The following is a 24,982-nucleotide window of genomic DNA, read 5'->3' on the forward strand; positions in this document are numbered from 1 at the left end:
TATCGAGGTGTGGGAGCGGCAGTTCCCGGGCCTGACCGATGTGTGGCCGCTGTCGAGCCTGCAGTCGGGTCTGCTGTTCCACGCGATGCTGAGCGCCGCGACGGTGGACGTCTACACCCAGCAGGCGGTCGTCGACTTCGACGGCGCCCTCGACCTGCAGCGGTTGCACAGCGCCGCGCAGGGCATGCTGGAGCGCTACCCGAACCTGCGCGCGGTCTTCGTCGCCGATTCGCAGGGCGAGCCGGTTCAAATCGTGCTCGACAAGGTCGAAGTGCCTTGGCGGGAGGTCGACCTCACCGATCTGCCCGAGGCGGAGCGGCGGCCGGAGCTGGAGCGGCTGCTCGAGGCGGACCGCCTCACCCACTTCGACATGACCATCTCGCCGCTGCTGCGCTTCGCGGCGTTCCGCACCGGCGAGGCGGCGTGGCACCTGTCGATCACCGCGCACCACATCCTGTTCGACGGCTGGTCGATGCCGCTGCTCATGCAGGATCTGCTGGTGCTGTACGCGGTGCGCGGCGATGTCTCCGCGCTGCCGCGGGTGCCCTCGTACCGGAACTTCCTGGCCTGGCTGGCCGGGCGGGACCGGGAGGCCTCGCTGCGGGCCTGGCAGCGGGCGCTCGACGGCGTCGACGGGCCCACCGTGCTCGCCCCGCAGCCGAAGTCGGAGGAGACCTACGAGGCGGGCAAGCAGGTGGTCCACCTCGACGCCGAGTACACCCGTCGGGTGGCGGAATTCTGTGCCCAGCTGGGCATCACGGTCAACACGCTGGTGCAGGCCGCGTGGGGCGTGCTGGTCGGCCGCATGACCGGCCGCGACGATGTGGTGTTCGGCGCGACGGTGTCGGGTCGCCCGCCGGAGCTGTCCGGTATCGAGTCGATGGTCGGCCTGTTCATCAACACGCTGCCCGTCCGGGTGCGCGTGGACGAGCAGGCGAGCGTCGCCGAGTTGCTGACCGGATTGCAAGGCGCGCAGGCGGATCTGCTGGACCACCATCACGTCGGCCTCCCCGATATCCAGCGGGTGGCGGGCATCGGCGCGCAGTTCGATTCGCTGCTGGTGTTCGAGTCGTATCCGGTGGACAAGGACGCGATCACCGCGGCGAGCGCGATCGACGGTGTGTCGGTGGTCGGCGCCGGAATGACCGGCGGCACGCACTATCCGCTGACCCTGCTGGTCAAGGCCGAGCAGACGATCGAGATCGTGCTCGAACACCTGCTGAGCCGGTTCAGCACCGGCGAGGTGGAGACGCTGGCGCGGCGGCTGCGGCGCATCATCGACGAACTGCTGGCCGGTGCGGGCCGCCGGGTCCGTGACCTCGATGTGCTCGAGGCGGCCGAGCGGGACCGAATCCTGCTGGAGTGGAACGACACTCGGGAGCCGGTGGATCCGGAACTGCTGCTCGACGGGTATCGCCGTGCGGTGGTGGAGCACCCGGATCGGGTCGCGGTGGTCTACGAGGGCGCCGAGCTGACCTATCGCGAGTTCGATGAGCGGGTCAACATTCTGGCGCGTCGCCTGATCTACCAGGGCGTCGGACCGGAATCCCTTGTCGGCCTGGCTATCCGGCGTTCGCTGGATCTGGTCGTGGGCATGTACGCGATCGTGACGGCCGGCGGCGCGTACGTGCCGCTGGATCCCGATCATCCGGCCGAGCGCATCGCGCACGTGCTGGAGACGGCGCAGCCGGTGTGCGTGCTGACCCGGACCGCGGATCTGGTGGAGGTGCCCGACGGTGTCGAGATCATGAACCTCGACACCGTGGACCTGGACGGTTTCGACGGCACCCCGGTGCAGGCCGACGAACTGCTCGCGCCCGTGCATCCGGAGAACCCGGCGTACGTGCTGTTCACGTCCGGGTCGACGGGACGCCCGAAGGGTGTGTCGGTCTCGCACGCGGCGATCAACAATCAGATCACCGTCATGCTGCGGGCCTACCCGATGACCGCCGAGGACGTGTACCTGCAGAAGACCCCGACGACGTTCGACGTCTCGCTGTGGGGCTACTTCATGACGCTGCGCGCCGGGGCGAAGCTGGTCGTGGCCACCCCCGACGGGCATCGCGATCCGCTGTACCTGGCGGAAACCATCGCCGCGCAGGGCGTGACGTTCACCGACTTCGTGCCCTCGATGCTGACCGTGCTCGCCGCCCACACCGCGCCCGGCGCCATGCCGACGCTGCGGACGGTGTTCGCGGCCGGTGAGGCGCTGCCGCCGGAGACCGTGACCGCGGTGCACGCGATCTCGGATGCCGCCGTGCACAACCTGTACGGACCCACCGAGGCCGCGATCACCGTGGCGCACTGGACCGCCACGGGCACCGAGAGCCCGAGCGTGCCGATCGGCCGCCCGGAGGTCAATTCCCGCCTGTACGTGCTGGATTCGCGGCTGCGGCCGGTGCCCGCCGGGGTGGTCGGCGAGCTGTACCTGGCCGGTGAACAGCTGGCGCGCGGGTACATGCGGCGCCCGGACCTGACCTCGGATCGCTTCGTGGCCGACCCCTTCGGGGAGATGTTCGGCGGCGGAGCCGGTGGCGAGCGCATGTATCGCACGGGTGACCTCGTGGTGTGGCGCGACGGTGGCGTGCTGGAGTACATCGGCCGCGCCGACTTCCAGGTGAAGTTCCGCGGTCAGCGCATCGAACTGGGCGAGATCGAGTCCGTGGTGCTGGCGCATCCGTCGGTGAGCCAGGCGGTCGCCCTGGTGGTGCCGTCGGAGCTGGGCGACCAGCTGGTCGTCTACGCGGTGCCCGCGCCCGGCGCCCGGCTCGAGCAAGCGCCGCTGCTGGAGGCGGCGATGCGGAGCCTGCCGACCTATATGGTCCCGTCGCAGGTCATCGCGCTGGAGGAGTTCCCGCTCAACGCGAGCGGCAAGCTGGACCGCAAGGCCCTGCCGAAGCCGACGTTCACGCAGCGGGAGTTCCGCGCACCGACCACGCCGATCGAGGAGATCGTCGCGGGCGTCTTCGCCGAGGTGCTCGGCGTCGAGCGGATCGGCGCCGACGACGACTTCTTCGCACTCGGCGGCAACTCGCTGATCGCCACCCAGGTCATCGCGCGCGTCGGCGCCGCGGTGGGCACCCGGGTGCCGGTGCGGGCGCTGTTCGAGCGGTCGACCGTCACCGGATTCGCGGCGGCGGTCGAATCGCAGACCCGCGACTCGGGCGCGCCCGCGCTGGGCAGTATCGAACGGCCGGAACGGATTCCGCTGTCGCTGGCGCAGCAGCGGATGTGGTTCCTGAACCGCTTCGATCAGGAGTCGGCGGCCTACAACGTGCCCATGGCGGTGCGGTTGACGGGCGAGCTGAACGTGACCGCGCTGCGCGAGGCGATCGGCGACGTGGTGGCCCGGCACGAGGTGCTGCGCACGGTGTACCCGGAGGTTCCGCTGTCCGAGTCCCCGGGCGGAGCCTCGGGGCCGGTCCAGGTGATTCTGCCGGTGGCACAGGCGGTTCCGGAGCTGGAGCTGCGCACCGTCGCACCGGACGCGATCGAATCCGCGGTGCTCTCGGTGGTGTCGACCTCGTTCGACGTCACGAGCGAGGTGCCGCTGCGGGTGGCGCTGTTCGAGATCGACGGCGCCGCCGGCGAATACGTGCTGGCGATGGTGGTGCACCACATCTCCGGCGACGGTTCCTCGATGGCGCCGCTGACCCGCGACGTGATGACCGCCTACGCGGCCCGCGCCGTCGGTGAGCCGCCGAGCTGGGCTCCGTTGGCCGTGCAGTACGCCGACTACAGCATCTGGCAGCGCGAGCTGCTGGGCAGCGAGGACGATCCGGAATCGTTGTCCGCCAAGCAGATCGCGTATTGGCGCGCGGCGCTGGCCGACCTGCCGGACCAGCTGGACCTGCCGTCGGATCGCCCGCGCCCGGCGATGCAGTCGTTCGCCGGTGCCAAGGTCGGGGTCGAGATCGACGCCGAGCTGCACCGGGCACTGAACGAGCTGGCCCGCGGCGAGAGCGCGACGCTGTTCATGGTCGTGCACACGGCGTTCGCGGTATTGCTGTCGCGGCTGTCGGGGACCGAGGACATCGCGATCGGCACGCCGATGGCGGGCCGCGGCGAGCGCGAGCTGGACGATCTGATCGGCATGTTCGTCAACACCCTGGTGTTCCGCACGCAGGTGGACGCGGGCGCGTCGTTCGAGCGTCTGCTCGCGCGGCAGCGGGAATCGGATCTGCAGGCCTTCGCGCACGCGGACGTGCCGTTCGAGCGGCTGGTCGAGGTGCTCAACCCGGTGCGCTCGACGGCGCACCACCCGCTGTTCCAGGTCGGCCTGTCGTTCCAGAACCTGGGCCGGACCAGCCTGGAGCTGCCGGGCCTGAGGCTGTCGGGCGTGGACTACGACACACAGCTGTCGCAGTTCGATCTGCATCTGATCGTCTCCGACAGCTACGACGAGTCCGGCGTTCCGGCCGGTATCGGCGGTGTCCTCACCTACGCCACCGACCTGTTCGACGCCGCGACGGTCGAGCACTTCGCCGACCGCTTCGTGCGGCTGCTGCGGCAGATCGTCGCCGCGCCGGCGACGCCGGTGGGCGATCTGGAGCTGCTCGCCGACGGCGAGCGCGCGAACCTGATCATGGGCTGGAATGCGACCGGGCACGAGGTCGACCGGTCGCTGACGCTGGTATCGCTGCTGGAGCGGACGGTGTCCTCGACTCCGGACGCGGTGGCGGTGGTCGGGCCGGACGGCGGCTCGGTCACCTACGCCGAACTCGGCGAACAGGTGAATCGCCTTGCCCGGCACCTGGTTTCGCTGGGCGTGGGTCCGGAGTCGCGGGTGGCACTGGCCTTCCGCCGCTCGGCGGATCTGGTCGTGGCGATGTACGCGGTATCGGTCGCGGGCGGCACGTACGTGCCGGTCGATCCGGACCAGGCCGCCGAGCGCGTCCGCTACATCCTCGAGACAGCCGACCCGGTATGCGTCCTGACGACATCCTCCGTCGTCAACGCCTCCGGCGTGGGCGATCCTGCTGCCGTGGCGGACTCCTCCGGCGTGGGCGATCCTGCTGTCGTGGGGGATTCCTCCGGCGTGGGCGATCCTGCTGCCGTGGCGGATTCCTCCAGCGCGGGCGACCCCTCTGTCATCCCGGCGAACGCCGGGACCGAGACGGGAGACGGGCGCGAAGGTGACGTCTCGATTCCGGCGCTGGCCGGAACGACGGCGCCGGTTGTCCTGCTCGACGAGCTGGATCTGTCGGACCTGCCGGGTACCTCGCTGTCCGATGCGGATCGCGTTGCCCCGCTGCATCCTTCGAATACGGCCTACGTGATCTTCACGTCGGGTTCGACGGGCCGCCCGAAGGGCGTGGCGGTGCCGCACGGCGCGATCGTCAACCAGTTGCTCTGGGAGACGGCCGAATTCGGCCTTACCGCGGACGACGCGGTGCTGCTGAAGACGGCGGCGACCTTCGACCTGTCGGTGTGGGAATTCTGGACGGCCGCGGTGTGCGGCGGCCGCCTGGTGATCGCCACCGCCGACGGGCACCAGGATCCGGAGTACCTGAACGAGCTGATGCGCCGGGAGTCGGTCACGACCCTGCACGTCGTGCCGTCGATGCTGGACGCATTGCTCACCGAATCCGGTGGGAGGCTGCCGGATTCGCTGCGGCGGGTGCTGGCGATCGGTGAGGCGCTGCCGGGCACGACCGCGCAGCGGTTCCGCCGCGCCAACCCGGCGGCGGGCCTGTTCAACCTCTACGGCCCGACCGAGGCGGCGGTGTCGATCACCAGCCACGAGGTCACCGACGCCGACTCGGTATCGGTGTCCATCGGTGCGCCGGAATGGAACAGCCAGGTCTACGTGCTCGACGCTCGACTGCGGCCGGTGCCCGTCGGCGTGCCGGGCGAGCTGTACCTGGCCGGTGCGCAGTTGGCGCGCGGCTACTTCGGCCGCCCGGATCTGAGCGCGGATCGGTTCGTGGCCAACCCCTTCGATCCAGGTGCCCGGATGTACCGCACCGGCGACCTGGTTGCCTGGAGCGCGACCGGCGAACTGGATTACCGCGGCCGCACCGACTTCCAGGTGAAGATCCGCGGCTTCCGGATCGAACTCGGCGAGATCGAGGCCGCGCTGCTGGCGCTGCCGGAGATCGCGCAGACCGCGGTGCTGGCGAAATCCGATCAGCGCCTGGGTGATCGCCTGGTCGCCTATGTGGTCCCGGAGACCGACCACAGCCTCGATACCGACCGGGTGCGGACCGCGCTCGCCGCGGCCCTGCCGTCGTACATGGTTCCCGCCGCGTTCGTGGTGCTGGAGGCGTTGCCGCTCAACGTGAACGGCAAGCTGGACCGCAAGGCGCTACCGGAACCGGAGTTCGAGACCACGGCCTACCGGGCGCCGTCGACACCGACGGAGCAGACGCTCGCCGAGGTGTTCGCCGACGTGCTGGGCCGCGAGGAGATCGGCGTCGACGACGACTTCTTCGCCGTGGGCGGCAACAGCATCCTGTCGATCCAGCTGGTGTCGCGGGCGAAGACGCGCGGCGTGCTGTTCGGTGCCCGGGAGGTGTTCGAGCACCGCACGATCGCGGGGCTGGCGGCCGTGGCGCGGCTGGGCACCGGGGAAGAGCTGGAGCTGCCGACCGGACCGCTGGTGCGGGTCGACCCGGCCGACGCCGAGGCGTGGGAGCGGACCTACCCGGGTATGACCGAGGTGTGGCCGCTGTCGCCGCTGCAGTCGGGCCTGCTGTTCCACGCCCTGATGACCCAGTCGAGCGTCGATGTGTACTCCCAGCAGGCGGTGATCGATTTCGCCGGTGATCTGGACGTCGAGCGGCTGCGGACGGCGGCGCAGGCCATGATCGACCGGTACCCGAACCTGGGGGTGGCGTTCACCACCGATACGGGCGGGCAGCCGGTGCAGATCGTGCTCGACCGCATCGAATTGCCGTGGCGCGAGGTCGATCTCACCGATGTGGCGGCCGAGGACTCCGAGGCCGAGCTGCGGCGCGAGCTGTCGCAGGAGCGGGCGGGCCGCTTCGATATGGCCACCGCGCCGCTGCTGCGGTTCGCGCTGTTCCGCAGCACCGGCGACCGGTGGCGGCTGGCGATCACGGCGCACCACATCCTGTTCGACGGCTGGTCGATGCCGCTGCTCATGCGGGATCTGCTGGTGCTGTACGCGACCCGCGGCGACCGGTCGGTGCTGCCCGAGGCGGGGTCCTACCGGGACTTCCTGGCCTGGTTGTCGACCCGGGACCGGGAGGCGTCACTGCGGGCGTGGGCGGAGGCGCTGTCCGGCGTCGACGAGCCGACACAGCTTGCGGCGCAGCCGAAGTCGGTCGAGAACTACGAGATCGCCAAGCTGGCAACCGAACTCGACACCGAGCGCACGCAGCAGCTGACCAAGTTCTGCGCCGATCTCGGGATCACGGTGAACACCCTGGTCCAGGCGGCGTGGGCGGTGCTGCTCGGCCGTCTCACCGGCCGCGACGACGTGGTGTTCGGCGCGACGGTTTCCGGTCGTCCGCCGGAGCTGCCCGGTATCGAGTCGATGGTGGGCCTGTTCATCAACACGCTCCCTGTGCGGGTGCGCGTGGACGGGCGGCGCACGGTCGGCGAGCTGCTGACCGGCCTGCAGAGCGAGCAGGCCGCCCTGCTCGATCACCACTACGTGGGCCTGACCGATATCGTGCGGGTGGCCGGACCCGCGGTGATGTTCGACTCGCTGCTGGTCTTCGAGTCCTACCCCGTGGACCGGGACGCGATCGCGGCCGCCAGCTCCATCGACGGCATGTCGGTGACAGGCGTCGACTTCGAGGGCGGCACGCACTATCCGATGACGCTCATGGTGACCGAGGGTTCCGCGCTCGGGCTGAACCTGGAGTACCTGACCAACCGGTTCTCCGCCGACGAGGTGGAGCGGCTGGCGAAGCGGCTCAGCTGGGTGCTGGCGGAGTTCGTGCGCGATCCGGCCACGCCGGTCGGTGACATCGATATCGTCGATGCCGCCGAGCGGGCCCGCATCCTCGCCGAATCCGGTGTCACCGCAGCGGATTCCGGGGCGCAACCGGCCCGGGTCGGGGCGCGCACGGTGGCCAAGACGCTCGGCGCGGTCGTGGAGGAGGATCCGCAGGCTCCGGCGCTGCTGTCCGACGGCGCGGAAATCCCGTACCACGTGGTGGATTCGCGCTCGTCGCAGCTGGCCCGGGTACTGATCACCCGTGGCGTGGGCCCCGGCGACGTCGTCGCGGTCACGCTGCCGCGCTCGATCGATGCGGTGGTCGCGGTGTGGGCGGTGCAGAAGGCCGGTGCCGCGGCGCTGTTCGCCGAGGGCCTCTCGTTCGGCGAGATCGTCTCCGCCGGAGCCGGTTTCGGGATCACGCTGGAACCGGCTGCGAGCTCGGTGCGCTGGCTGGTGCCCTCGGATCCGAAGGTGCGGGCGGAACTGGCCGCGGCGCAGACCCACCCGGTCTCCTACGCCGACCGGGTACGTCCGCTGCACGAGGACCACCCTGCCTTCGTGCTCCCCGGCCCCGACGGCACCTGGCTCACCCTGACCCAGGACCAGGCCCTCGACCGCGCCGACGCCCTCCGCGAGGCGAACGACATCGACTACGAGTCGACCACGTTCACCACCGCCGCCGCGGGCCCCGCCGCGGTATCGGAGTTCCTGTCCTGGACCACCGCGGGCGCCCTGTCCGTCCTCCCGGGCGACGACGTGGCGGCCGACCTGGAAGACGGCGAGGTCACCCACTGGTTCGTCACCCCGGGCGAACCCACCGACCCCGCCGCCGACGAGGTCCGCATCATCGCACCCGAGTAAAGCATCCGGGCCGGTGCGGGATGTGAACAACATCCCGCACCGGGCCGGACGGCTGAGTTCGTTTGGTCTCAGGAAACGCGGGTCAACTCCGCGAGCTGATCGATGTACCAACGCATCCAGTCCGATTCGCGGGTCTCCTGGTCGAGCCCGGCCAGCCCGGCGCTCAATACCTCGATCGCTTTGCGGCGGTACTTCGGCTGGCCGGATTCGGCGAGGAATTTGTACGCCAGTCCGCGTTGTAGCACAAGCAAATCCGTGCTGTGAAAGTACAACCACGGCGGAATCCGGTCAGGATTCTCGGCAGCGCGTGTTGCGTATTCGTCGGCTTCGTCCAGTTTTCGCTCAGCCTTCTCGGCCTCGCTCATGAGTGCATGACCGCGTGCCTCCTGTTGAGCCGCTACCGCGAGCACCGCGGGGGAAGCTTGTTTGTACCGACCTGCGGCTTCCGATAGGCCGATCATCGGTCCGAATTCGTTTTCGGTCCATGCCCGGTGACCCTTGGCGCCGAGTGTCGTCGAGATCAGGTCGGGGTCGTTCAGCTCCACCGACCACTCCAGCATCCGATCGTGAATGGCCCTGGCAATCGCATGGCGCTTCGTCGTCGTATTCAGCCAGCCCGCCAATTGCAGCCATTGCGCGCCGACATTCAGCACCGCAGGCCGGATCGATCCATGCGCTTCCCGCACCAGCTGCTCTACAACGCCCAGGGTCTCGCTTACAGCTGGAAGCACCGACTCCGAACCTATCGAGTCGTCAAGCCTCCGCCAGGAGGCCAACACGACGGACAATTCCTCCAAGGACTTCCGATCGGTGCGCCTCGGATATGCCTTGATGTAAGCCAGCCGTTCGGTGTCTATGTCATCGGAAACAGCGACAGGCGGATCGGCGTGGCTTCCATCCTTGGTCGCGCCTCGACCAAGTTCGGTAAGTGTGGCCTCGAATCGGGCGCTCTGCTCTCGATCCAGCCCACGCAGCAGAGTATCCATGCCCTCCGCGAATTGACCCCTGAGCGTGATGGTCGCGCCTCGGGCCTCCCATTTGCGCACGACCCCCTCACTGAATCCGGTCCGTTCTGCCAGTTGCGATTGGGTCCATCGCAACGCTTCGGCACGCAGCGTCCGTACTTCGATGCCCGTCCACTTCGTCACGACGATCACAGCTACGCGTACCTGCCCCTTCGTGTTGATAACCCCGTGCTACCAGCGTAGATGCTCCGTGGTGGTCGCGTGCCTTCGATCGTCGTAACCATCCCGCCAAGCTCAGTGGGAGCCGAACAATCGACAGGAGGTAAGCGATGACAAAAGAGCAAGTGTCGGAATCGGATACAAGCTCCAGCATCGACCGGACGGTGATCGAGCTGTGAACGGATCCCGGACCGCGGAGGCAGACGGATGGGTGGCCGAATGGCGTCTACATGATGGTTGTCTTCGAATACTCTTGGTGCGCAGGCGTTCCGGCGCGGGCACCCTGCTCTCGCGCCCGCTTGCCGACGCGCCTGATCTGGTGGACGCGAGGGAGCAATTCCCCCATCTGGCGTCCTTGTGGGATCAGGTGCACAACGACTTCTGGAACACCTACGGTCGTCAGATCGACAGAACCGCTGACGCATCCGGCAGGCGGGTGCAGTGAACAACGAACCGGCGGAGATGGCGACCGGGGAGCTGGCCGGGTCGCGGTTTGAACAGCTCGCTGCCAGGGCCCGGCGCGGTGGCTACTACATGGTGTCAGAGCCCTTGCCGCCGTATCGGTGGATTCTGCACGATGCCATCGACGGCGCACCTATTGTCAGTTTGCACACGCTCGACGAAATCGAACGATGGCTGGACACCTGACACGTTGGTACGGGACGGGCTCCGGTGCGAGATGATCGCCTGCCAGCTCGAGGGGGCACTGCCCGGGTAGACTGCGGTGGTGGTCAGCGAGTTGATGCTGACCCAGGTCAGCGAGTAGGAGGTGGCTCTCGTGGCGATGCCGGTCCCCGAACCGTCGCCCGCGCTGCTGCCTGCGGGGGATCGTTGGACCGCGGCCGACCTCGACAACCTGCCCGATCACGGAATCCGGTACGAGGTGATGAATGGCCAGCTCATCGTGAACGCCGCCCCGAAGCCGAAGCATCAGGTGCTCCTGCAGTGGCTACAGGTCGCGTTGCTGGGTGTGCTACCCGCGGGTTACTGGGTATTGCCCGGGGTCGGTGTACTGATCGGCGACGATGAGCCGATTCCGGATCTGATCGTGGGCATCGGTGATAGACCGATGGACGAACGAGGTGCCGCAGTGAGCCAAGTTGTGCTCGCGGTCGAGATCGTCTCAGCGTCCACGACCCTGCAGGACCGCATGGTGAAGCCCGCCGTCTATGCCGAGGCCGGGATCCCCAACTACTGGCGTGTCGAGACCAATGCGTTCAAAGGCCGCCTGCCTGGCGAGACCATGCCGGTCCTGTTTGCCTACACCCTCGGCGACAACGGCGAATATGAGCTGACGCACCGCATCTCCGCCGGGGAGCCCGCGACGCTACACGCGCCGTTCGAATTCACGATTGATCCGGCGACGCTGCTTCGATAGCGCGATCGCCCTGGGATCTGCCCTCCCGCTCGGTACCACCGATCCCTAGGGTGAGGGTGTGTCGATTCGAGGAGGGGATATGCAGCCGGAGACACCTGCATTGCAGCTGACCGGGTTGTACAAGAAGTTCGGGGGGCCCTGGGTGGTCGAGGGGGTGGGGCTCACCGTGCCGCCCGGGTCGTTCTTCGGGCTGGTGGGGCCGAACGGGGCCGGGAAAACCACGACGCTGTCGATGGCGGTGGGGCTGTTGCGGCCGGATGCGGGGGAGTCGCATATTTACGGGTTCGATGTCTGGGCGGATCCGGTGCGCGCCAAGACGATCGTGGGGGTGCTGCCGGACGGGCTGGCACTGCCGGAACGGCTCACCGGTCGCGAATTGCTCACCTACACAGGGCTGCTGCGCGGAATTTCGGAGGCGACCGTGGCCGAGAGGGCGCAGGAACTGCTCACCGTCCTGGAACTCACCGGCGCCGAAAACACCTTGGTCGTCGACTATTCCGCGGGTATGCGCAAGAAGATCGGCCTGGCGACGGCCCTGCTGCACGCGCCCAAGCTGCTGGTGCTCGACGAGCCGTTCGAGGCCGTGGACCCGGTATCGGCGGGCACCATCCGCACCATCCTGCAGCGATTCGTCACCGCGGGTGGTTCCGTCGTGCTGTCCAGTCACGTGATGGCGCTGGTAGAGAACCTGTGCGACCGGCTCGCGGTCATCCACCGCGGTCAGGTGGTGAGCGCGGGCACGGTCGCCGAGGTGCGCGGCGAGGGCACCCTCGAGGAGGCGTTCGTGCGACTGGTCGGCGGCCGGGTCGGCGGCGAGGAGGGGCTGTCGTGGTTGGCGTCCTGATCCGGATGCGCTGGCGGCTCACCGCCCGCTCGCTCAGCAGCGGGAAGACCGCCGCCGCGTTCTGGATCGGGCTGGTCTTCGGGGTGATCGCCGCCGCGGGCACGGCGGTGCTGATGACGCTGGCCGGGCACGGCTGGGACACCCGGGCCGCGATCAACGCCGCCGCCGCTCTCTACGCCGTGTGGACGCTGGGCTGGCTGTGCGGCCCCATCCTCGCGGGCAGCAGCGACGAAACGCTGCAGCCGGAGCACTTCCGGCTGCTGCCGCTGAGCTATCGGCAGCTGGCGGTCGGTCTGCTGGCGGCGGCCTTCACCGGCCCGGCGGCGGCGGTCAACCTTCTCGCCTTCGGCGGGCTGGTGCTGCTCGCGGCCCAATTAGGTATCGCGGCAACGGTTTTCGCGACGATCGGCGCGGTGCTGCAGCTGGTGTTCGTGGTGGTGCTGTCGCGGGTGCTGCTGGCCTGGATCGGCGCGGCGATGCGGTCGCGGCGCGGCCGTGATCTGGGCGTGCTGCTGGCGGCGCTGGCTGGGCTCGCCTACTACCCGATGCAACTGCTGGTCACCACCGTCGGTCCGAAGCTCGAGCATGCGTCGCGCCCGGTGGAGCTGGCCCTGCGGATCCCGCCCTCCGGATGGGCGCCGTACGCGGTGGAGGCTGCCGCGCGCGGCCAATGGTGGCTCGCACTGCTGTGCCTGCTGGGCCTGGGTCTGCTGGCGGCCGCGCTGTGGCAGGCCTGGGCGATACTGTTGCGCCGCAGGCTCACCACGACCGCCGCGCCCGCGGGCCCGGTCCGGGCGCAGGCGGGCGGTGGCGGGCTGGACCGGGCGATTCCGGCGAACCCCGTGGGGACCGTCGTGGTCAAGGAGCTGCGCACCTGGTGGCGCGACAGCCGCAGACGGGCCGCGCTGCTGCCGCTCATGCTGATCGGCATTGTGCTGCCGATCATCCTGTCGGTCCAGGGCGCAGGCGCACCCGTGCCGTTCGTGGGGACATTCGTGGTGTGGATGGCGGCCATGGCCAGTGCCAACATGTACGCCTTCGACGGCACCGCCCTGTGGCACACGCTGGTGATACCCGGCGCCGTGCGGGCCGACGTGCGCGGGCGGATGATCGCCTGGGTGCTGCTGGTCTCGCCGCCCGCGCTGCTGCTCACGCTGCTCCTGCCGGGCGTGCTCGGCCAGGCCGGGATGTATCCGTGGGCGGTGTCGACCCTGCCGGTCTTCGTCGGCGTCGGGGTCGCCACAGCGATATTCCTGTCGGTGTACGCCGCCTACCCGCTGCCGCCGCAGCGCGGCAATCCGTTCGCGGGCGGCGGCGGAAGTCCCGGCTGTGCCCGGGCATTGGTGCAGCTCGCGGTCGGGTTCGGGCAGTTGCTGGTGAACCTCCCGGTGATCGCGATCCTGGGAGTCGGTGCCTACCTGAACAATTGGTTCGTCCAGTGGTGCGCGCTGCCGGTCGGAGCGGCGCTCGGCCTCGGCGCCGCGGTGCTGGTCGCGCGCATAGCCGAGCGACGTCTGGATGCCCGCGGCCCCGAACTGCTGGCGGAGGTCAAACCCCGCTGACCCACCTACCGTCGCGGGAAGCGTTACTACCCACCGGTACTCGAATGGCGTACTTGCGTCAGCACCGAACTCGGGTAGTCCACTACTGCCGAATTTCGCGTTGCCGAGGTGCATGCTCGGAAACCGAGGGCAGTTCGTCGAGTCGCCAAGCTCCTGCGGGCCGGTGCCGTGACCAGACCCCATGACTAGGAAGACAAGTGGATCAGATCCTGTACTGGAACAGTGTGGCGCTGGAATCGGATCGGATGGCGCACACCGTAATTCGCAACAGAGAACCCGGTGTGCGCGGGCCGGTCGGCAGTTCCCGCGCACTGGCGATCACCCACCTCGCCATGCACGACGCCTACTTCGGCCTCGTGCCCGCTCCGCACGGGACCTATCTGACCACTCTGCCCGTCGCTCCGCCCGGCGCCTCGCCGGATGCGGCGATCGCGGTCGCCGCCCACACCACCCTCACCGCGCTGTACCCGGCACAGACCGCACGACTCGATACCGCCCTGCAGCAGGCCGGGCTGCACGGCCCGGACACCGGCGCCGGAAGCGCGTTCGGCCTGGCCGTCGCCCACGCGATGCTGTCGGCCCGCAGCGCCGACCCGGACCTCGGCGACTCCGACTACCAACCCGAACCCGGCGCGCTGAAACACCGTGCGGATCCGGCGAACCCGGACCAGGGCTACTACGCGCCCCGGTACGGCGCCCGCTCGCACTGCTTCGCGGTGACCACCCGCCACACCCTCGACGCCCCGCCCAAACGCACCGATCCGGCCTACGAGGAGGCGCTGCGCGAGGTGCGCGGCAAGGGGATCGCGACCGAGCGGATCGGCACGCTGCCGCAGGGCATATTTCCGCGCGTACCCGAGGAGACCCTGATCGGCCTGTTCTGGGGGTATGACGCGGCCAAGGGCATCGGCACCCCGCCGCGGCTGTACAACCAGATCGTGCGGGCGGTCGCCGCCGCCCGGCCACAGCGGGTCGCGGGGCACGCCCGGCTGTTCGCCCTCGTCAATGCCGCCATGGCGGATGCGGGCATCCTCGCCTGGGACGACAAGTACCGGCACAACCTGTGGCGTCCGGTGCTGGGGATTCGCGAGCACGATCCGTCGATCGGGCCGAAGAGCGTTGTGGCGCAGGGCCTGGATCCGCAGTGCGATCCCTTCTGGCTGCCGCTGGGCGCGGCACGGTCCGACGAGCCCGGCGCCGCGCCGTTCACGCCCGCGTTCCCCTCCTACCCCTCCGGCCACGCCACGCTCGGCGCGGCCGCCCTGCAGCTCACCCGCCGTTTCTTCGGTGTCGCCACCGACGGCCCCGACGACCTCGCGGAGGGATCGGTGTTCGTCTCCGACGAGTTGAACGGCACCACCCTCGACCGGCACGGCGTGCGGCGCCCCCGGCACGCGCGCACCTTCCCCGGCGGCCTGTGGCAGATGATCGAGGAGAACGGTCGCAGCCGCGTATTCCTCGGCGTGCACTGGATTTTCGACGCCTTCGCCGTCGACGCCGCAAGCCACATGGACCTGGCGCGGAACATCGGCGGGGTTCGGCTGGGCCTCGACATCGCCGGAGATATCTGGGCGAACGGGCTGAAACAAGCCGACGCCGCGGGCCCGCGGCGATCCTGAACTATCCGTGCGGCCCATCCGGCGGGCGCACCGACCCTCGCGCACCCGCTGCGTGTTCCCGCACCCGTTGCACGGCTTGTCGGGGGTGCGGGAATTGGCGAGAGGTGCGTGAAACGGTCCTTTAGCATGCTCCGGCGGCGAGGGCGGCTTTCCAGCCGCCGTACTCGCTGATGTCGGTGGCGGCGGATCCGGCGGCCGGGTCGCAGCCGAAGCCTGTGGTCCAGGTGCCGTCGTCGAGTTCGACGGCGCCCAGTTGCATCGGTGCGGGGAGCGCGCTCAGGAAGCGGCCCAGGGCGGCGGGGGAGAGCAGCCAGCGTTCTCCGGCGACGGAGACCCCGGGCTCGCCGTCGGGGCGGCGGGTGACGGCGGGTTTGGGCGGAGTGGTGTCGAGCGCGCCCAACCGGTAGCGCGGCGCGGTGCGGACGGGTCCGGCCCATCGGGCGCCGAGTTCGGTGAGCTGGTGATCCAGCGGCTGTCCGCGCAGGTGCGCACCGAAGACGACCAGCTCCTGAACGGGGGCGACCCGCGACGGCCACGCCGACTCGATGGGCCCGGCAACGCCTTTGTCGCCGTTGGCAATCAGAGCCGCGATATCCAATGCGACGGCATCTTCGAAGGCGCGGCCGAAGACGGTGACGCCGAACTGGTCGGCGCCCGCGGTACCGGCCGGAACCGCGACCGCGCACAGATCGAACAGATTGCAGAAGTTGGTGTACGTCCCGACCCGGGAGTTCACGCCGACCGGGTCGGCCGCCACCTCCGCGATGCTCGGATGCAGCGGGGCGGTAGGGGTGAGCAGGGCATCGGCGCCGCGCAGGCTCGTCATCGCCCGAGCGCGCAGCCGTTGCAAGTCGGCGCGGTCCGACACCAGCCGATGGGCGGGAATATCGCGGGCACACCGGATGATCGCGCCGACGGTCGGATCGACCGAATCCGGATGGGAGTCGACGAATGCGCCGACCGCGGAATACCTTTCGGCAACCAGCGCGCCGTCGTACAGCAACCGCGCGGCCGCCAGGAACGGTTCCGGATCGACGGTGACGATCCGCACGCCCCGCTCCCGCAGCGCGGCCACGGTGCGATCGAACGCCGCCTGCCACAGCGTATTCAGGGCGTCGAGCGAATCGAACACCGCGACAGTGGGTTTCGGTGGGGCGGCCAGTCGGGTGTCCGCCGGCCAGGGCCGGTCGGCGGCGGCCGCGAGCGCGCCCATCGCCAGATCCGCCGCCCGCAGGTCCGCGGCGAAGATCGTGACGCAGTCGTAGGACCGGCACGCGGGCACCACCCCTTCGGTGCTGATCACCCCGACGGTCGGCTTGATGCCGACGATCCCCTGAAACGCGGCCGGGACGCGGCCGGAACCTGCCGTGTCGGTCCCGATCGCGATATCCGCCTCGCCTCGCGCCACCGCCACCGCCGAGCCCGAACTCGAACCGCCGGAGACCAATTCGGGACGCAGCGCGTTGGCGACCGCGCCGTAGGGGGAGCGGGTTCCGACCAGCCCGGTGGCGAACTGATCGAGATTGGTCTTCCCGACCACCACGGCCCCGGCCGCACGCAGCGCAGCCACCGCGGGAGCGTCTCTGCTCGGAACGTACGCGTACTCGGGACACGCCGCAGTAGTGGGAATTCCGGCGACGTCGACGTTGTCCTTCACCGCCAACCGCATCCCGGCGAGCGGTCCGCGTGCCAGGGCGAGGTCGGCCGCGACCTCCTCGTCCGGTCGCCGGTGAATCCACACGCTCATAGTCGTCTCCTCTGTATCCGTCATCCCGACACCGGCCGGGACCACGCACGGCCGTAGTCATCGCCGCGTGTCGGTCAGCTCACCCGCGGCCCGCCAGGAATTGCGTTCGGCGGCAAATGCTTCGGCCTGGCGGGCGCGGAACTCGGCGATGGACTCCGCGTTGCCGTCGAGAAACCGCCGATGGTCGGCCAGCCGGAATTCGCCGTCCTCGGCGCGCAATTCACCCCGCCCGGCGGCGAAATCGGCACGCAGATCCAGCAGTTCGTCCTCCGAGACCGGATACCAGCGGATGCGGTCGAAATATCGCAGCAGCCACGGATCTTCATTCAACCGGCCGCCGGAACGACGAGACTCGCTGAAGGACCGGTGGTTCCATACCTGGGTCGTCCTGCCGACGAACTGATATCCACCGGGCCCCTCCATCCCGTAGACGCACAGATACGCCCCTCCGATGCCGACCGCATTCTCCGGCGTCCAGGTGCGCGCCGGGTTGTACTTGGTGGTGACCAGGCGATGGCGCGGATCGGTCGGGGTGGCGACCGGGGCGCCCAAGTACACGTCGCCGAGCCCAAGCACCAGATACTCCGCGGCGAATACGGTGTCGAAAACCTCCTGCACGGAAGGTAATCCGTTCATCCGCCGGATGAACTCGATATTCCACGGGCACCACGGCGCATCGGCCCGCACGCCGTGCATATACCGGGTGATGGCCTCGCGGGTAGCCGGATCGTCCCAGGACAGCGGCAGTCGCACGGTGCGGCTGGGCACCACGAGAGCATCGGACGACGGCAGCTCCGATTCGGCCTCGGCCAGCAGCCGGAGCAGTTTCGCCGTGGACAGCCGGTCCGGGTCGGCGCGCACCTGCAGCGACCGCACCCCGGGCGTGAGCTCCGCGATACCCGGTTCGCGTCGGAGCAGCAGGTGCTGATGCAGCGCGTGCACCCGCGCCCGTAGGCCGAGATCCAGTGTCATATCGCCGTATTCGACGAGCACGCCGTCGTCGCCCGCGCGGCGATATGTGACGGCGGTGGTGTCGTCGGCTTGGTCGCGGGCCAGGACACCGTCGTCACCGTCCCCGCGGGTCGACAGCACGCACGGCCAGCCCGCGCGCCGGGCGGGCCCGAGAGCATGCGGCGAGGCCGCGCGATCGGCCCGTACCGCGACGAATCGCACCGCATCGCCGGGAGTCAGCTGCCCGAGCTTCCACCGGTCGGCGGCGACGACGGTGACCGGACAGACGAATCCGCCCAGGCTGGGGCCGTCCGGCCCCAGCAGGATCGGGGTGTCGCCGGTGAAGTCCAGCGCACCAACGGAATACGCGTTGTCGTGAATGTTGGAGGGATGCAGTCCCGCTTCGCCCCCGTCGGTGCGCGCCCATTCCGGCTTCGGTCCGATCAGTCGCACGCCGGTGCGATCGGAGTTGAAATGGACCGCGTAGTCGGTGCCGAGAATGGTGTCGAAGTCGTTGCGGGTGAAGAACTCCGGCGCCCCGTGCGGGCCCTCGGTGACCGCCAGCTCCCAGCGGCGGGTGAATACCGGCCGCTCCTCCATCGGCACCGCGGCGGCGACCCGCCCGTGCGCGTCGCCCACAGGGAGCACATCGCCCGCGCGGAGCGCGATCCCGGTATCACCGCCGAACCTGCCCAGCGTGAACGTGGCCGCGCTGCCGAGATATTCGGGCACGTCGATGCCTCCGGCCAGCAGGATGTAGCACCGCATACCCGGCCCGACCACCGCACCGACGTCCAGCAACCCACCGGCCGGAACCTCGACGGGACGCCACTGTGATACCGGCACGCCGTCGACAGTTACCGCCGCCGAGGCTCCGGTCACGCATACCCAGCTGGGCGCGGCGAACCGCAGCGCGGGGCCGCCGAGCGTGCACTCCAAACCCGGCACCCCCTCGGCATTCCCGACCGCGCGATTCCCGAGCCGGAACGACAGGTCGTCCATCGGCCCGGACGGCGGCACTCCCACATGCCAGTACCCCGTCCGCCCCGGCCAGTCCTGCACGGTCGTCATCATTCCCGGCCGCAGGACCTCGAACGGGGCCGTGTCGGCAACAGCGGACGAGGCGGTGCCGATTGTGTTGCTCGGGTTCATGTCTGGGTCTCCCCGGTGGATGTGGTGGCTTGCAGGCATGACGTCAGCGGGTGACGATCATGCGTACCGGCGTGGGCTCGAATCCGTTGCAGGGGTTGTTGATCTGCGGGCAGTTCGACACCAGCACCAGGGTGTCTCGCTCGGCCCGGAGCGTGACCTTCTTCCCGGGCGCCGACCGCCCGTCCACGATGCCGAGGGCGCCGTCCGCCTCGACCGGGACGTTCATGAACCAGTTGATGTTCGACACCAGATCGCGTTTGCCCAGGCCCCATTTCAGGGCCTCGGTGAGGAAATTCTCCACACAGGCGTGCTGGTGGCGGGTGTGGTGGCCGTAGCGCAGCGTATTCGACTCCTGCGAACACGCGCCCGCCACGGTGTCGTGGTTGCCGACCTCGTCGGCGATCACCGTCATGAGCGCCGCCCCCGCATCCGTGCGCAGCACACTGCCGGTGGTGAGGAAGATATTGCGCTGGGCGGCGATGGTGGCCTGGGCGCTGTAGCGATCGGTGTGATCGGCGGCCGCGTACAGCAGGCAGTCCACGGCCTGATTGCCGTGCAGGTCGATGATCTCGAGCCGGTCACCGGCCCGCACCACGGCCGACCACGGTGCGCGGGCGGGCACGGTCTCGTCGAGCACGAGGGTCCGCGCGGCGGTATCCGCGTGTTCCGCGAGTCCGTTCCGATGATCGTGTGTGGCGTGCTGAGCGTTCGTCATGTGTGTGCCTCCAGGGTGCGTGCCGCGTGCCAGGCCTGTTCGGTGTTCTCGACCGCGCGCAGATACTCCGGATCCGTATTGTGTTGCTGTGCAAGCTCTTCCGGTGCACGCCAGGCGATAACCTCGAGATCGGTCGGAGGAGTCGGGTCGAGCGGATGTGCGGCATTGGCAACCAGCAGTGTCACCGGTAGGTGCATCAGGAGGTCCACCGCGACACCGGAGCCCGCCCCGCCCGTCGCCACGAGGGCGCCGTCGGACTTCACCCGCGCACCCCGGAAGAACGACACCGTAGCCCCGATATCCCGCGGCGTCAGACCGTGTTTCGCGCCAGCGAGCCGCAGCGCCTGCCGCGCCGCCGCGCTCGGCCCGCACAGCGCGTCGTGCCGCCCCGACGAGTCCGCGATCACGGTGGCGAGCACGCGCCCCTGATCCGAGAGCAGCGGATGCCCCACGCCGAGATAGGCCTGCCACGGCACCTTGACCGTATCGGCGACATTCAGTCGCTCCCACGGTGATTCGGACCGCACCAGCAGGACGTGCGCACACGCCGCTCCCTCCGGGTCCCGCAGCCGCACGCGGGTACCGCGGCCCAGTACCACATTGACGTATCCGTCACCGGGAACCCGTTGTGCGAAGGTGACTGTCGATTCGTCCACCCCATCGGGCAGCTTCGGCCCGGTGCTCGCTGCTCCGGCCGCCTGCGCCCGCGCATGTTCGCGCGCCGCGGTGGTCGATGCCGTATCTGTCATCGGAATTTCCCTTCTCGAGAAGTGTGTGAGGGCCTCGCGGTCGCTGGTTCGGGAGTCGCGCTATCACCGGGGTCGGGCGGACCGGCGCCACCGCCCGCCCGAGCCAACCGGCGTTCGACCGCGGCGGCGATCAACAGGAACTCTCAGGCGGGCTGGACCGCGGGGACCGATCGACGCGCCGGGCGGATGACGGCGATTCGGTGTACCACCGCCCCGATCGCCACGGCGGCGGCAACGAAAAGCGGTGCGGCCCAGAGCATCCACCACCCGCCGCCGTCGGGTGCGTACACCTCGGCCCGCGGCCAGGCGAGGTTCACCGACATCACGACGCCCCAGACCACAGCGAGCGCGTTGAGCGGAATCCCGAAGCGGCCCAGCGTGAACAGCCGTTCGGGCACCGCCGGATCGGTGGTCGGCCACCCGGTGACCCGGCGCACCAGCAACGGGGCCGTGACCAGCAGATAGGCCAGATAGAACGTGACGATCCCGACGCTGGCGAGGGTCGCGAAGATCGCCGCGTTGCCGAGATTCACCACCAGCAGCGCGATTCCGAGCACACCGACGACGACGGCGGGAAGAATCGGAGTACCGAAGCGCGGATGCACGGCGGACAGTCGCCGCGCGAAGGGTAGCTTCCCGTCGCGTGCCATCGAGAACAGCAGGCGCGAGGCCGCTGTCTGAATGGCCAGCGTGCACACCAGAATCGCGACCGCGACGCATCCCAGCAGCACCTTACCCGCGGGCGTCGACAGCTTCGCCGAGATCACATAGGCCAGGCCCTCGCTCGCGAGCCGGCCGTCGTCGAGGCTTGGCGCGGCCATCAGCGCGCCGAGCAGCATCAGCACCCCGCCGATGCCGGAGACCGTGAGGGCGCTGAGGATCGCCCGCGGCGCGACCCGCCGCGGATTCTTGGTCTCCTCGGAAAGCTCACCGGCGGAACCGAATCCGACCATGACATAGGCGGCCATCAGACCGGATACCAGGAACGCGGCCCAGTACGGTCCGGGGCCCGCGTGGCCGGTCCGCAGAACCACCGACGGTCCGCGGTCGGCGTGGGTGAACAGCACCGCGACGGTCGCGAGCACGCCCACGATCTCCACGGTGACGCCGATGGTATTGAGCCGCGACATCCAGTCGATCCCGACCACGTTGACCGCGGTCGTGACCGCGAGCAGCACGCTGCCCAGCAGTACCGCGTTCATGGCCCCCGACCGCGAGGTCAGCGCGGTGTCGTCGCCGACGATCTGGAACCCGCTCCAGATCGACGGCAGCACCACCTGCAGCGCGATCGCCGCGGCGGCGGCCGTCAGAATCTGCGCGATGATCATCATCCAGCCCGCGAACCAGCCGACGGTCTCGCCCGCCAGCCGTCGCGACCACTGGTAGATCGAACCCGAAATCGGGTAGTGCGCGGCCAGTTCGGCGAAGTTCAGGGCCACCAGGAACTGCCCGGCGAACACGATCGGCCACGTCCAGAAGAAGGCGGCGCCGCCGAACCCGTAGCCGAAGCCGAAGAACTGGAAGATCGTGGTGAGGATGGAGACGAAGGAGAACCCGGCCGCGAACGAGGCGTAGCGTCCGAGCTTGCGGTGCAGCACGGGTTGGTAGCCGAATCGTTCGAGGTCGGCACTGTCGGTACTGCCGCTGTGCGCGGGTGGGGCGAGGGTGGTGGCCATGCGGGTGTCCTTCGGCGTCGTGGCCAATATCTATCGAGTGAAAGTTTTGCAATCGTGTGCGGCGGGGTGGTGACGGAGATGTATCGGTCCCGTGCCGCCGAGTAACTTCCGTGTTGCCCAAGTTTCTGTCGAATGACAGAAATCTCACGGTCGCGGCCGCGCCGCAATTCGGGATCGGCGATAGGCAAGAATGGAGCCGTGACGCAACTCGGACCCGGCCGCCCGCGCCTCGAGCCGCGGCGTCGGCAGGGGCAGACGCCGCGCGCCGAGATTCTCGATGCCGCCGCGGAATTGTTCACCACCAAGGGTTATGTGAGCACCTCCACCCGCGGCATCGCCGACGCCGTGGGTATCCGGCAGGCCTCGCTCTACCATCACTTCGCCGCCAAGGACGACATCCTCGACGCGCTGCTGGACGAAACCGTCACCGGCCCACTGGAATTGGCGGGCAAGCTGGTTGACCGGCCCGAGTATCCGCAGGTCCGGCTGTACGCGCTGGCCTGGTTCGATGTCCGCCAATTGTGCTCTGCCCGCTGGAATCTCGGCGCCCTGTACCTGCTGCCGGAGCTGCGTTCGGAGCGGTTCGCGACCTTCCGCCTACGTCGCGAGGAGCTACGCGGGCACTACGAGCGGCTGGCCGGGGAGGTGATCGGCGCCTCCGACGCGCCCCACGTGAGCGGGGTGAGGGTGCTGCCCTTCCGGCTCGTGGAGAGCGTCATCAACATCCGCTCCGACGAAGGGGCGGCGCCCGGATACGCCGAGCGGCTGATCCCCGACGCCGCGTTGCGCATGCTGGGCTGGTCCGGCGACCAGGAAGCTATCCGCTCCGCCGCCGAGAGTTTGCTGCACTGCCTCGCCGAATCCTGATCCCCCCGCCCTCCCCGGCATCTGGCGAATATCGGGCAAACGGCTCGTAGACTGGGTGGCGCACGAGATTCTTCGACGGCATTCCCAGTCGACGGTTGGGAGTAATGCATGACGGACGTGGAGCTCGATTCGCCCCTGCGGGAGGACCGTAGGCGCTGGTACGCGCTGGCGGTGCTCGCGCTGGGCCTGTCCATGGTGGTCCTCGACGGCACCATCGTCGGCGTCTCGCTGCCGGTGATCATCCGCGACCTGGGCCTCGGCTTCACCCAGGCGCAGTGGGTGAACAGCGTCTATGCGGTGGTCTTCGCCGCGTTGCTGATCACGGCCGGGCGTCTCGGTGACCGGCTGGGCCGCCGCAGGATCTTCGCCGCGGGCGTGGTGCTGTTCGTTGCGGGCAGCCTGCTCGCGGCCGCCGCGGACGATCCGTCGACGCTGATCTGGGGCCGCATCGTGCAGGGCGTCGGCGGTGCGGGCGTGCTGCCGGGCACGCTGTCGACGGTCAACGCGATCTTCCGCGGCCGCGACCGGATCATCGCCTTCGCGGTCTGGGGTTCGGTCATGTCCGGGATGGCCGCCGTCGGGCCGCTGCTCGGCGGCTGGCTGACCACCAGCTTCACCTGGCCGTGGATCTTCCTGGTGAATCTGCCGCTCGGGCTGGTGGTGCTGGCCGGGATCGTGCTGTTCGTGCCGGAGACCAGAATGCATACCCGCGCGCACGGCCTCGATGTCGACGGATTCCTGCTCAGCGCGGCCGGTTTCGCGCTCGTGGTGTTCGCGCTGATCGAGGGCCAGACCTACGGCTGGTGGAAACCGCTGCGCGAGTTCCACGTGTTCGGGCTGACCTGGTCCACGCGGGCCGCGAGTTCGCCGATCCCGCTGCTGTTGCTGCTGGGTGTGGCGCTGCTGGTGCTGTTCGTGCTCTGGGAGCGGCACCGTGCCGAGGTGAATCGCTCTGCGCTGCTGGACCTTTCGCTGTTCCGCATGCGGGGGTTCCGGTGGGGCAACACGGCGGCGTTCGCCGTCGCGCTCGGGGAGTTCGGCCTGCTGTTCGTGCTGCCACTGTTCATGGTGAACGTGCTCGGAATGTCCACGCTCCGAAGCGGTCTCGTCCTCGCCGCGATGGCGCTGGGCGCATTCCTGGCCGGTGCCGCGACCGAGGGGCTGGCGCGGTCGTTCGGGCCGGTTCGGATCGTGCGGATCGGCCTGGCGATCGAGGTGGTGGCCGTGACGGTGACCGCGCTGTTCATCTCGCCGGAGGTGTCGGCGTGGCTGCTGGCGGTGCTGCTCGCCTGCTACGGCGTCGGTCTCGGGCTGGCCTCGGCGCAGCTCACCGGCGCCGTGCTCGCCGATGTTGCGCCCGGCGCGTCCGGACAGGGCGCGGCCACCCAGTCCACGGTGCGGCAGGTGGGCTCCGCCCTCGGCGCCGCGGTGCTCGGCGGGGTGCTGTCGGTAGCGCTGGGCCGCCTCCTGCCGGACCGGCTGGGCGAGGTGCCCGGCCTGCCGGAACGCGCCGCCGACGAGGCCGCCGCGGCGACCCGCGAATCCGCCGGTGGCGCCATCGCTGCCCTTCGCGACCACCACGGCACCCAGGAGGTGGTGGACGCCTTGGCCCGCGGATTCGCCGATGCCACCCGTCTCGCCATGCTGGGCGCCGCGGTATTCCTGCTGCTGGGTTTGCTCGCCGCCACTCGAATTCCCTTGCTCACCAAGGAAACTCCGGGTGCGGAACCCGAAGCCGGGGCCGGTCCGCGCAATCCGTGACCTA

Annotated in this window: 14 protein-coding genes (1 of these 14 running past the window's edge); 8 read left to right on the plus strand and 6 right to left on the minus strand. The window is 69.4% G+C overall.

Annotated elements, in window-relative coordinates:
- On the plus strand, positions 1 to 8,773 hold the 3' end of the coding sequence (locus tag ACYVLQ_RS25385; RefSeq protein WP_460700030.1) for a non-ribosomal peptide synthase/polyketide synthase. It extends 43,529 nt beyond the left edge of the window; 8,773 of the gene's 52,302 nt are visible here — the last part of the coding sequence; its start codon lies off the left edge, out of view; the stop codon is at positions 8,771 to 8,773.
- 68 nt (positions 8,774 to 8,841) lie between these two features.
- Here ACYVLQ_RS25385 and ACYVLQ_RS25390 read toward each other — a convergent pair whose 3' ends face one another.
- Positions 8,842 to 9,930: a helix-turn-helix domain-containing protein gene (locus tag ACYVLQ_RS25390; protein ID WP_460700031.1), complete on the minus strand. Its 1,089-nt coding sequence runs from the start codon at positions 9,928 to 9,930 to the stop codon at positions 8,842 to 8,844.
- A gap of 468 nt (positions 9,931 to 10,398) precedes the next feature.
- Between ACYVLQ_RS25390 and ACYVLQ_RS25395 the strand changes: the two genes are divergently transcribed.
- From ACYVLQ_RS25395 to ACYVLQ_RS25415, 5 genes are all read left to right on the plus strand, one after another.
- Complete coding sequence (locus tag ACYVLQ_RS25395; protein ID WP_460700032.1) at positions 10,399 to 10,605, plus strand: hypothetical protein; 207 nt, start codon at positions 10,399 to 10,401, stop codon at positions 10,603 to 10,605.
- A 136-nt stretch (positions 10,606 to 10,741) separates the two neighbouring features.
- Positions 10,742 to 11,335 carry a Uma2 family endonuclease gene (locus ACYVLQ_RS25400; protein WP_460700186.1) on the plus strand — a complete coding sequence of 198 codons (594 nt, stop codon included), beginning with the start codon at positions 10,742 to 10,744 and terminating at the stop codon, positions 11,333 to 11,335.
- Positions 11,336 to 11,414: 79 nt separating this feature from the next.
- Positions 11,415 to 12,179, plus strand: coding sequence for an ABC transporter ATP-binding protein (locus ACYVLQ_RS25405; RefSeq protein WP_460700033.1), 765 nt, complete (start codon positions 11,415 to 11,417; stop codon positions 12,177 to 12,179).
- Positions 12,164 to 13,741 carry a hypothetical protein gene (locus ACYVLQ_RS25410; protein WP_460700034.1) on the plus strand — a complete coding sequence of 526 codons (1,578 nt, stop codon included), beginning with the start codon at positions 12,164 to 12,166 and terminating at the stop codon, positions 13,739 to 13,741. The genes ACYVLQ_RS25405 and ACYVLQ_RS25410 overlap by 16 nt, the downstream gene beginning before the upstream one ends.
- Before the next feature lie 197 nt (positions 13,742 to 13,938).
- The gene (locus ACYVLQ_RS25415; protein WP_460700035.1) at positions 13,939 to 15,360 is read left to right on the plus strand and encodes a vanadium-dependent haloperoxidase; all 1,422 of its coding nucleotides are present in this window, start codon (positions 13,939 to 13,941) and stop codon (positions 15,358 to 15,360) included.
- A 121-nt stretch (positions 15,361 to 15,481) separates the two neighbouring features.
- Here ACYVLQ_RS25415 and atzF read toward each other — a convergent pair whose 3' ends face one another.
- The 5 genes from atzF to ACYVLQ_RS25440 form a co-directional block, all read right to left on the minus strand.
- Positions 15,482 to 17,107, minus strand: a complete 1,626-nt coding sequence (atzF, locus tag ACYVLQ_RS25420; RefSeq protein ID WP_460700036.1) for an allophanate hydrolase — start codon at positions 17,105 to 17,107, stop codon at positions 15,482 to 15,484.
- A 57-nt stretch (positions 17,108 to 17,164) separates the two neighbouring features.
- Positions 17,165 to 19,210: a 5-oxoprolinase/urea amidolyase family protein gene (locus ACYVLQ_RS25425; protein WP_460700037.1), complete on the minus strand. Its 2,046-nt coding sequence runs from the start codon at positions 19,208 to 19,210 to the stop codon at positions 17,165 to 17,167.
- Positions 19,211 to 19,253: 43 nt separating this feature from the next.
- The gene (locus ACYVLQ_RS25430) at positions 19,254 to 19,925 is read right to left on the minus strand and encodes an urea amidolyase associated protein UAAP2 (protein ID WP_460700038.1); all 672 of its coding nucleotides are present in this window, start codon (positions 19,923 to 19,925) and stop codon (positions 19,254 to 19,256) included.
- Positions 19,922 to 20,674, minus strand: a complete 753-nt coding sequence (locus ACYVLQ_RS25435) for a DUF1989 domain-containing protein (RefSeq protein ID WP_460700039.1) — start codon at positions 20,672 to 20,674, stop codon at positions 19,922 to 19,924. The genes ACYVLQ_RS25430 and ACYVLQ_RS25435 overlap by 4 nt, the downstream gene beginning before the upstream one ends.
- 143 nt (positions 20,675 to 20,817) lie before the next feature.
- On the minus strand, positions 20,818 to 22,350 hold the full coding sequence (locus ACYVLQ_RS25440) for an amino acid permease (protein WP_460700040.1): 1,533 nt from the start codon (positions 22,348 to 22,350) through the stop codon (positions 20,818 to 20,820).
- Between the two features lie 198 nt (positions 22,351 to 22,548).
- Between ACYVLQ_RS25440 and ACYVLQ_RS25445 the strand changes: the two genes are divergently transcribed.
- Positions 22,549 to 23,217: a TetR/AcrR family transcriptional regulator gene (locus ACYVLQ_RS25445; protein ID WP_460700041.1), complete on the plus strand. Its 669-nt coding sequence runs from the start codon at positions 22,549 to 22,551 to the stop codon at positions 23,215 to 23,217.
- A gap of 108 nt (positions 23,218 to 23,325) precedes the next feature.
- Positions 23,326 to 24,978, plus strand: coding sequence for an MFS transporter (locus ACYVLQ_RS25450; RefSeq protein ID WP_460700042.1), 1,653 nt, complete (start codon positions 23,326 to 23,328; stop codon positions 24,976 to 24,978).
- Positions 24,979 to 24,982 lie beyond the last annotated feature (4 nt).

The organism is Nocardia thraciensis, from assembly GCF_054782435.1.

Bases quoted from the DNA above. Each gene is read 5' to 3' on its own strand.
- ACYVLQ_RS25400 (WP_460700186.1), top strand. From the start codon at position 10,742: ATGCCGGTCCCCGAACCGTCGCCCGCGCTGCTGCCTGCGGGGGATCGT.
- ACYVLQ_RS25405 (WP_460700033.1), top strand. From the start codon at position 11,415: ATGCAGCCGGAGACACCTGCATTGCAGCTGACCGGGTTGTACAAGAAG.
- atzF (WP_460700036.1), bottom strand. From the start codon at position 17,107: ATGAGCGTGTGGATTCACCGGCGACCGGACGAGGAGGTCGCGGCCGAC.
- ACYVLQ_RS25425 (WP_460700037.1), bottom strand. From the start codon at position 19,210: ATGAACCCGAGCAACACAATCGGCACCGCCTCGTCCGCTGTTGCCGAC.
- ACYVLQ_RS25430 (WP_460700038.1), bottom strand. From the start codon at position 19,925: ATGACGAACGCTCAGCACGCCACACACGATCATCGGAACGGACTCGCG.
- ACYVLQ_RS25435 (WP_460700039.1), bottom strand. From the start codon at position 20,674: ATGACAGATACGGCATCGACCACCGCGGCGCGCGAACATGCGCGGGCG.
- ACYVLQ_RS25440 (WP_460700040.1), bottom strand. From the start codon at position 22,350: ATGGCCACCACCCTCGCCCCACCCGCGCACAGCGGCAGTACCGACAGT.
- ACYVLQ_RS25450 (WP_460700042.1), top strand. From the start codon at position 23,326: ATGACGGACGTGGAGCTCGATTCGCCCCTGCGGGAGGACCGTAGGCGC.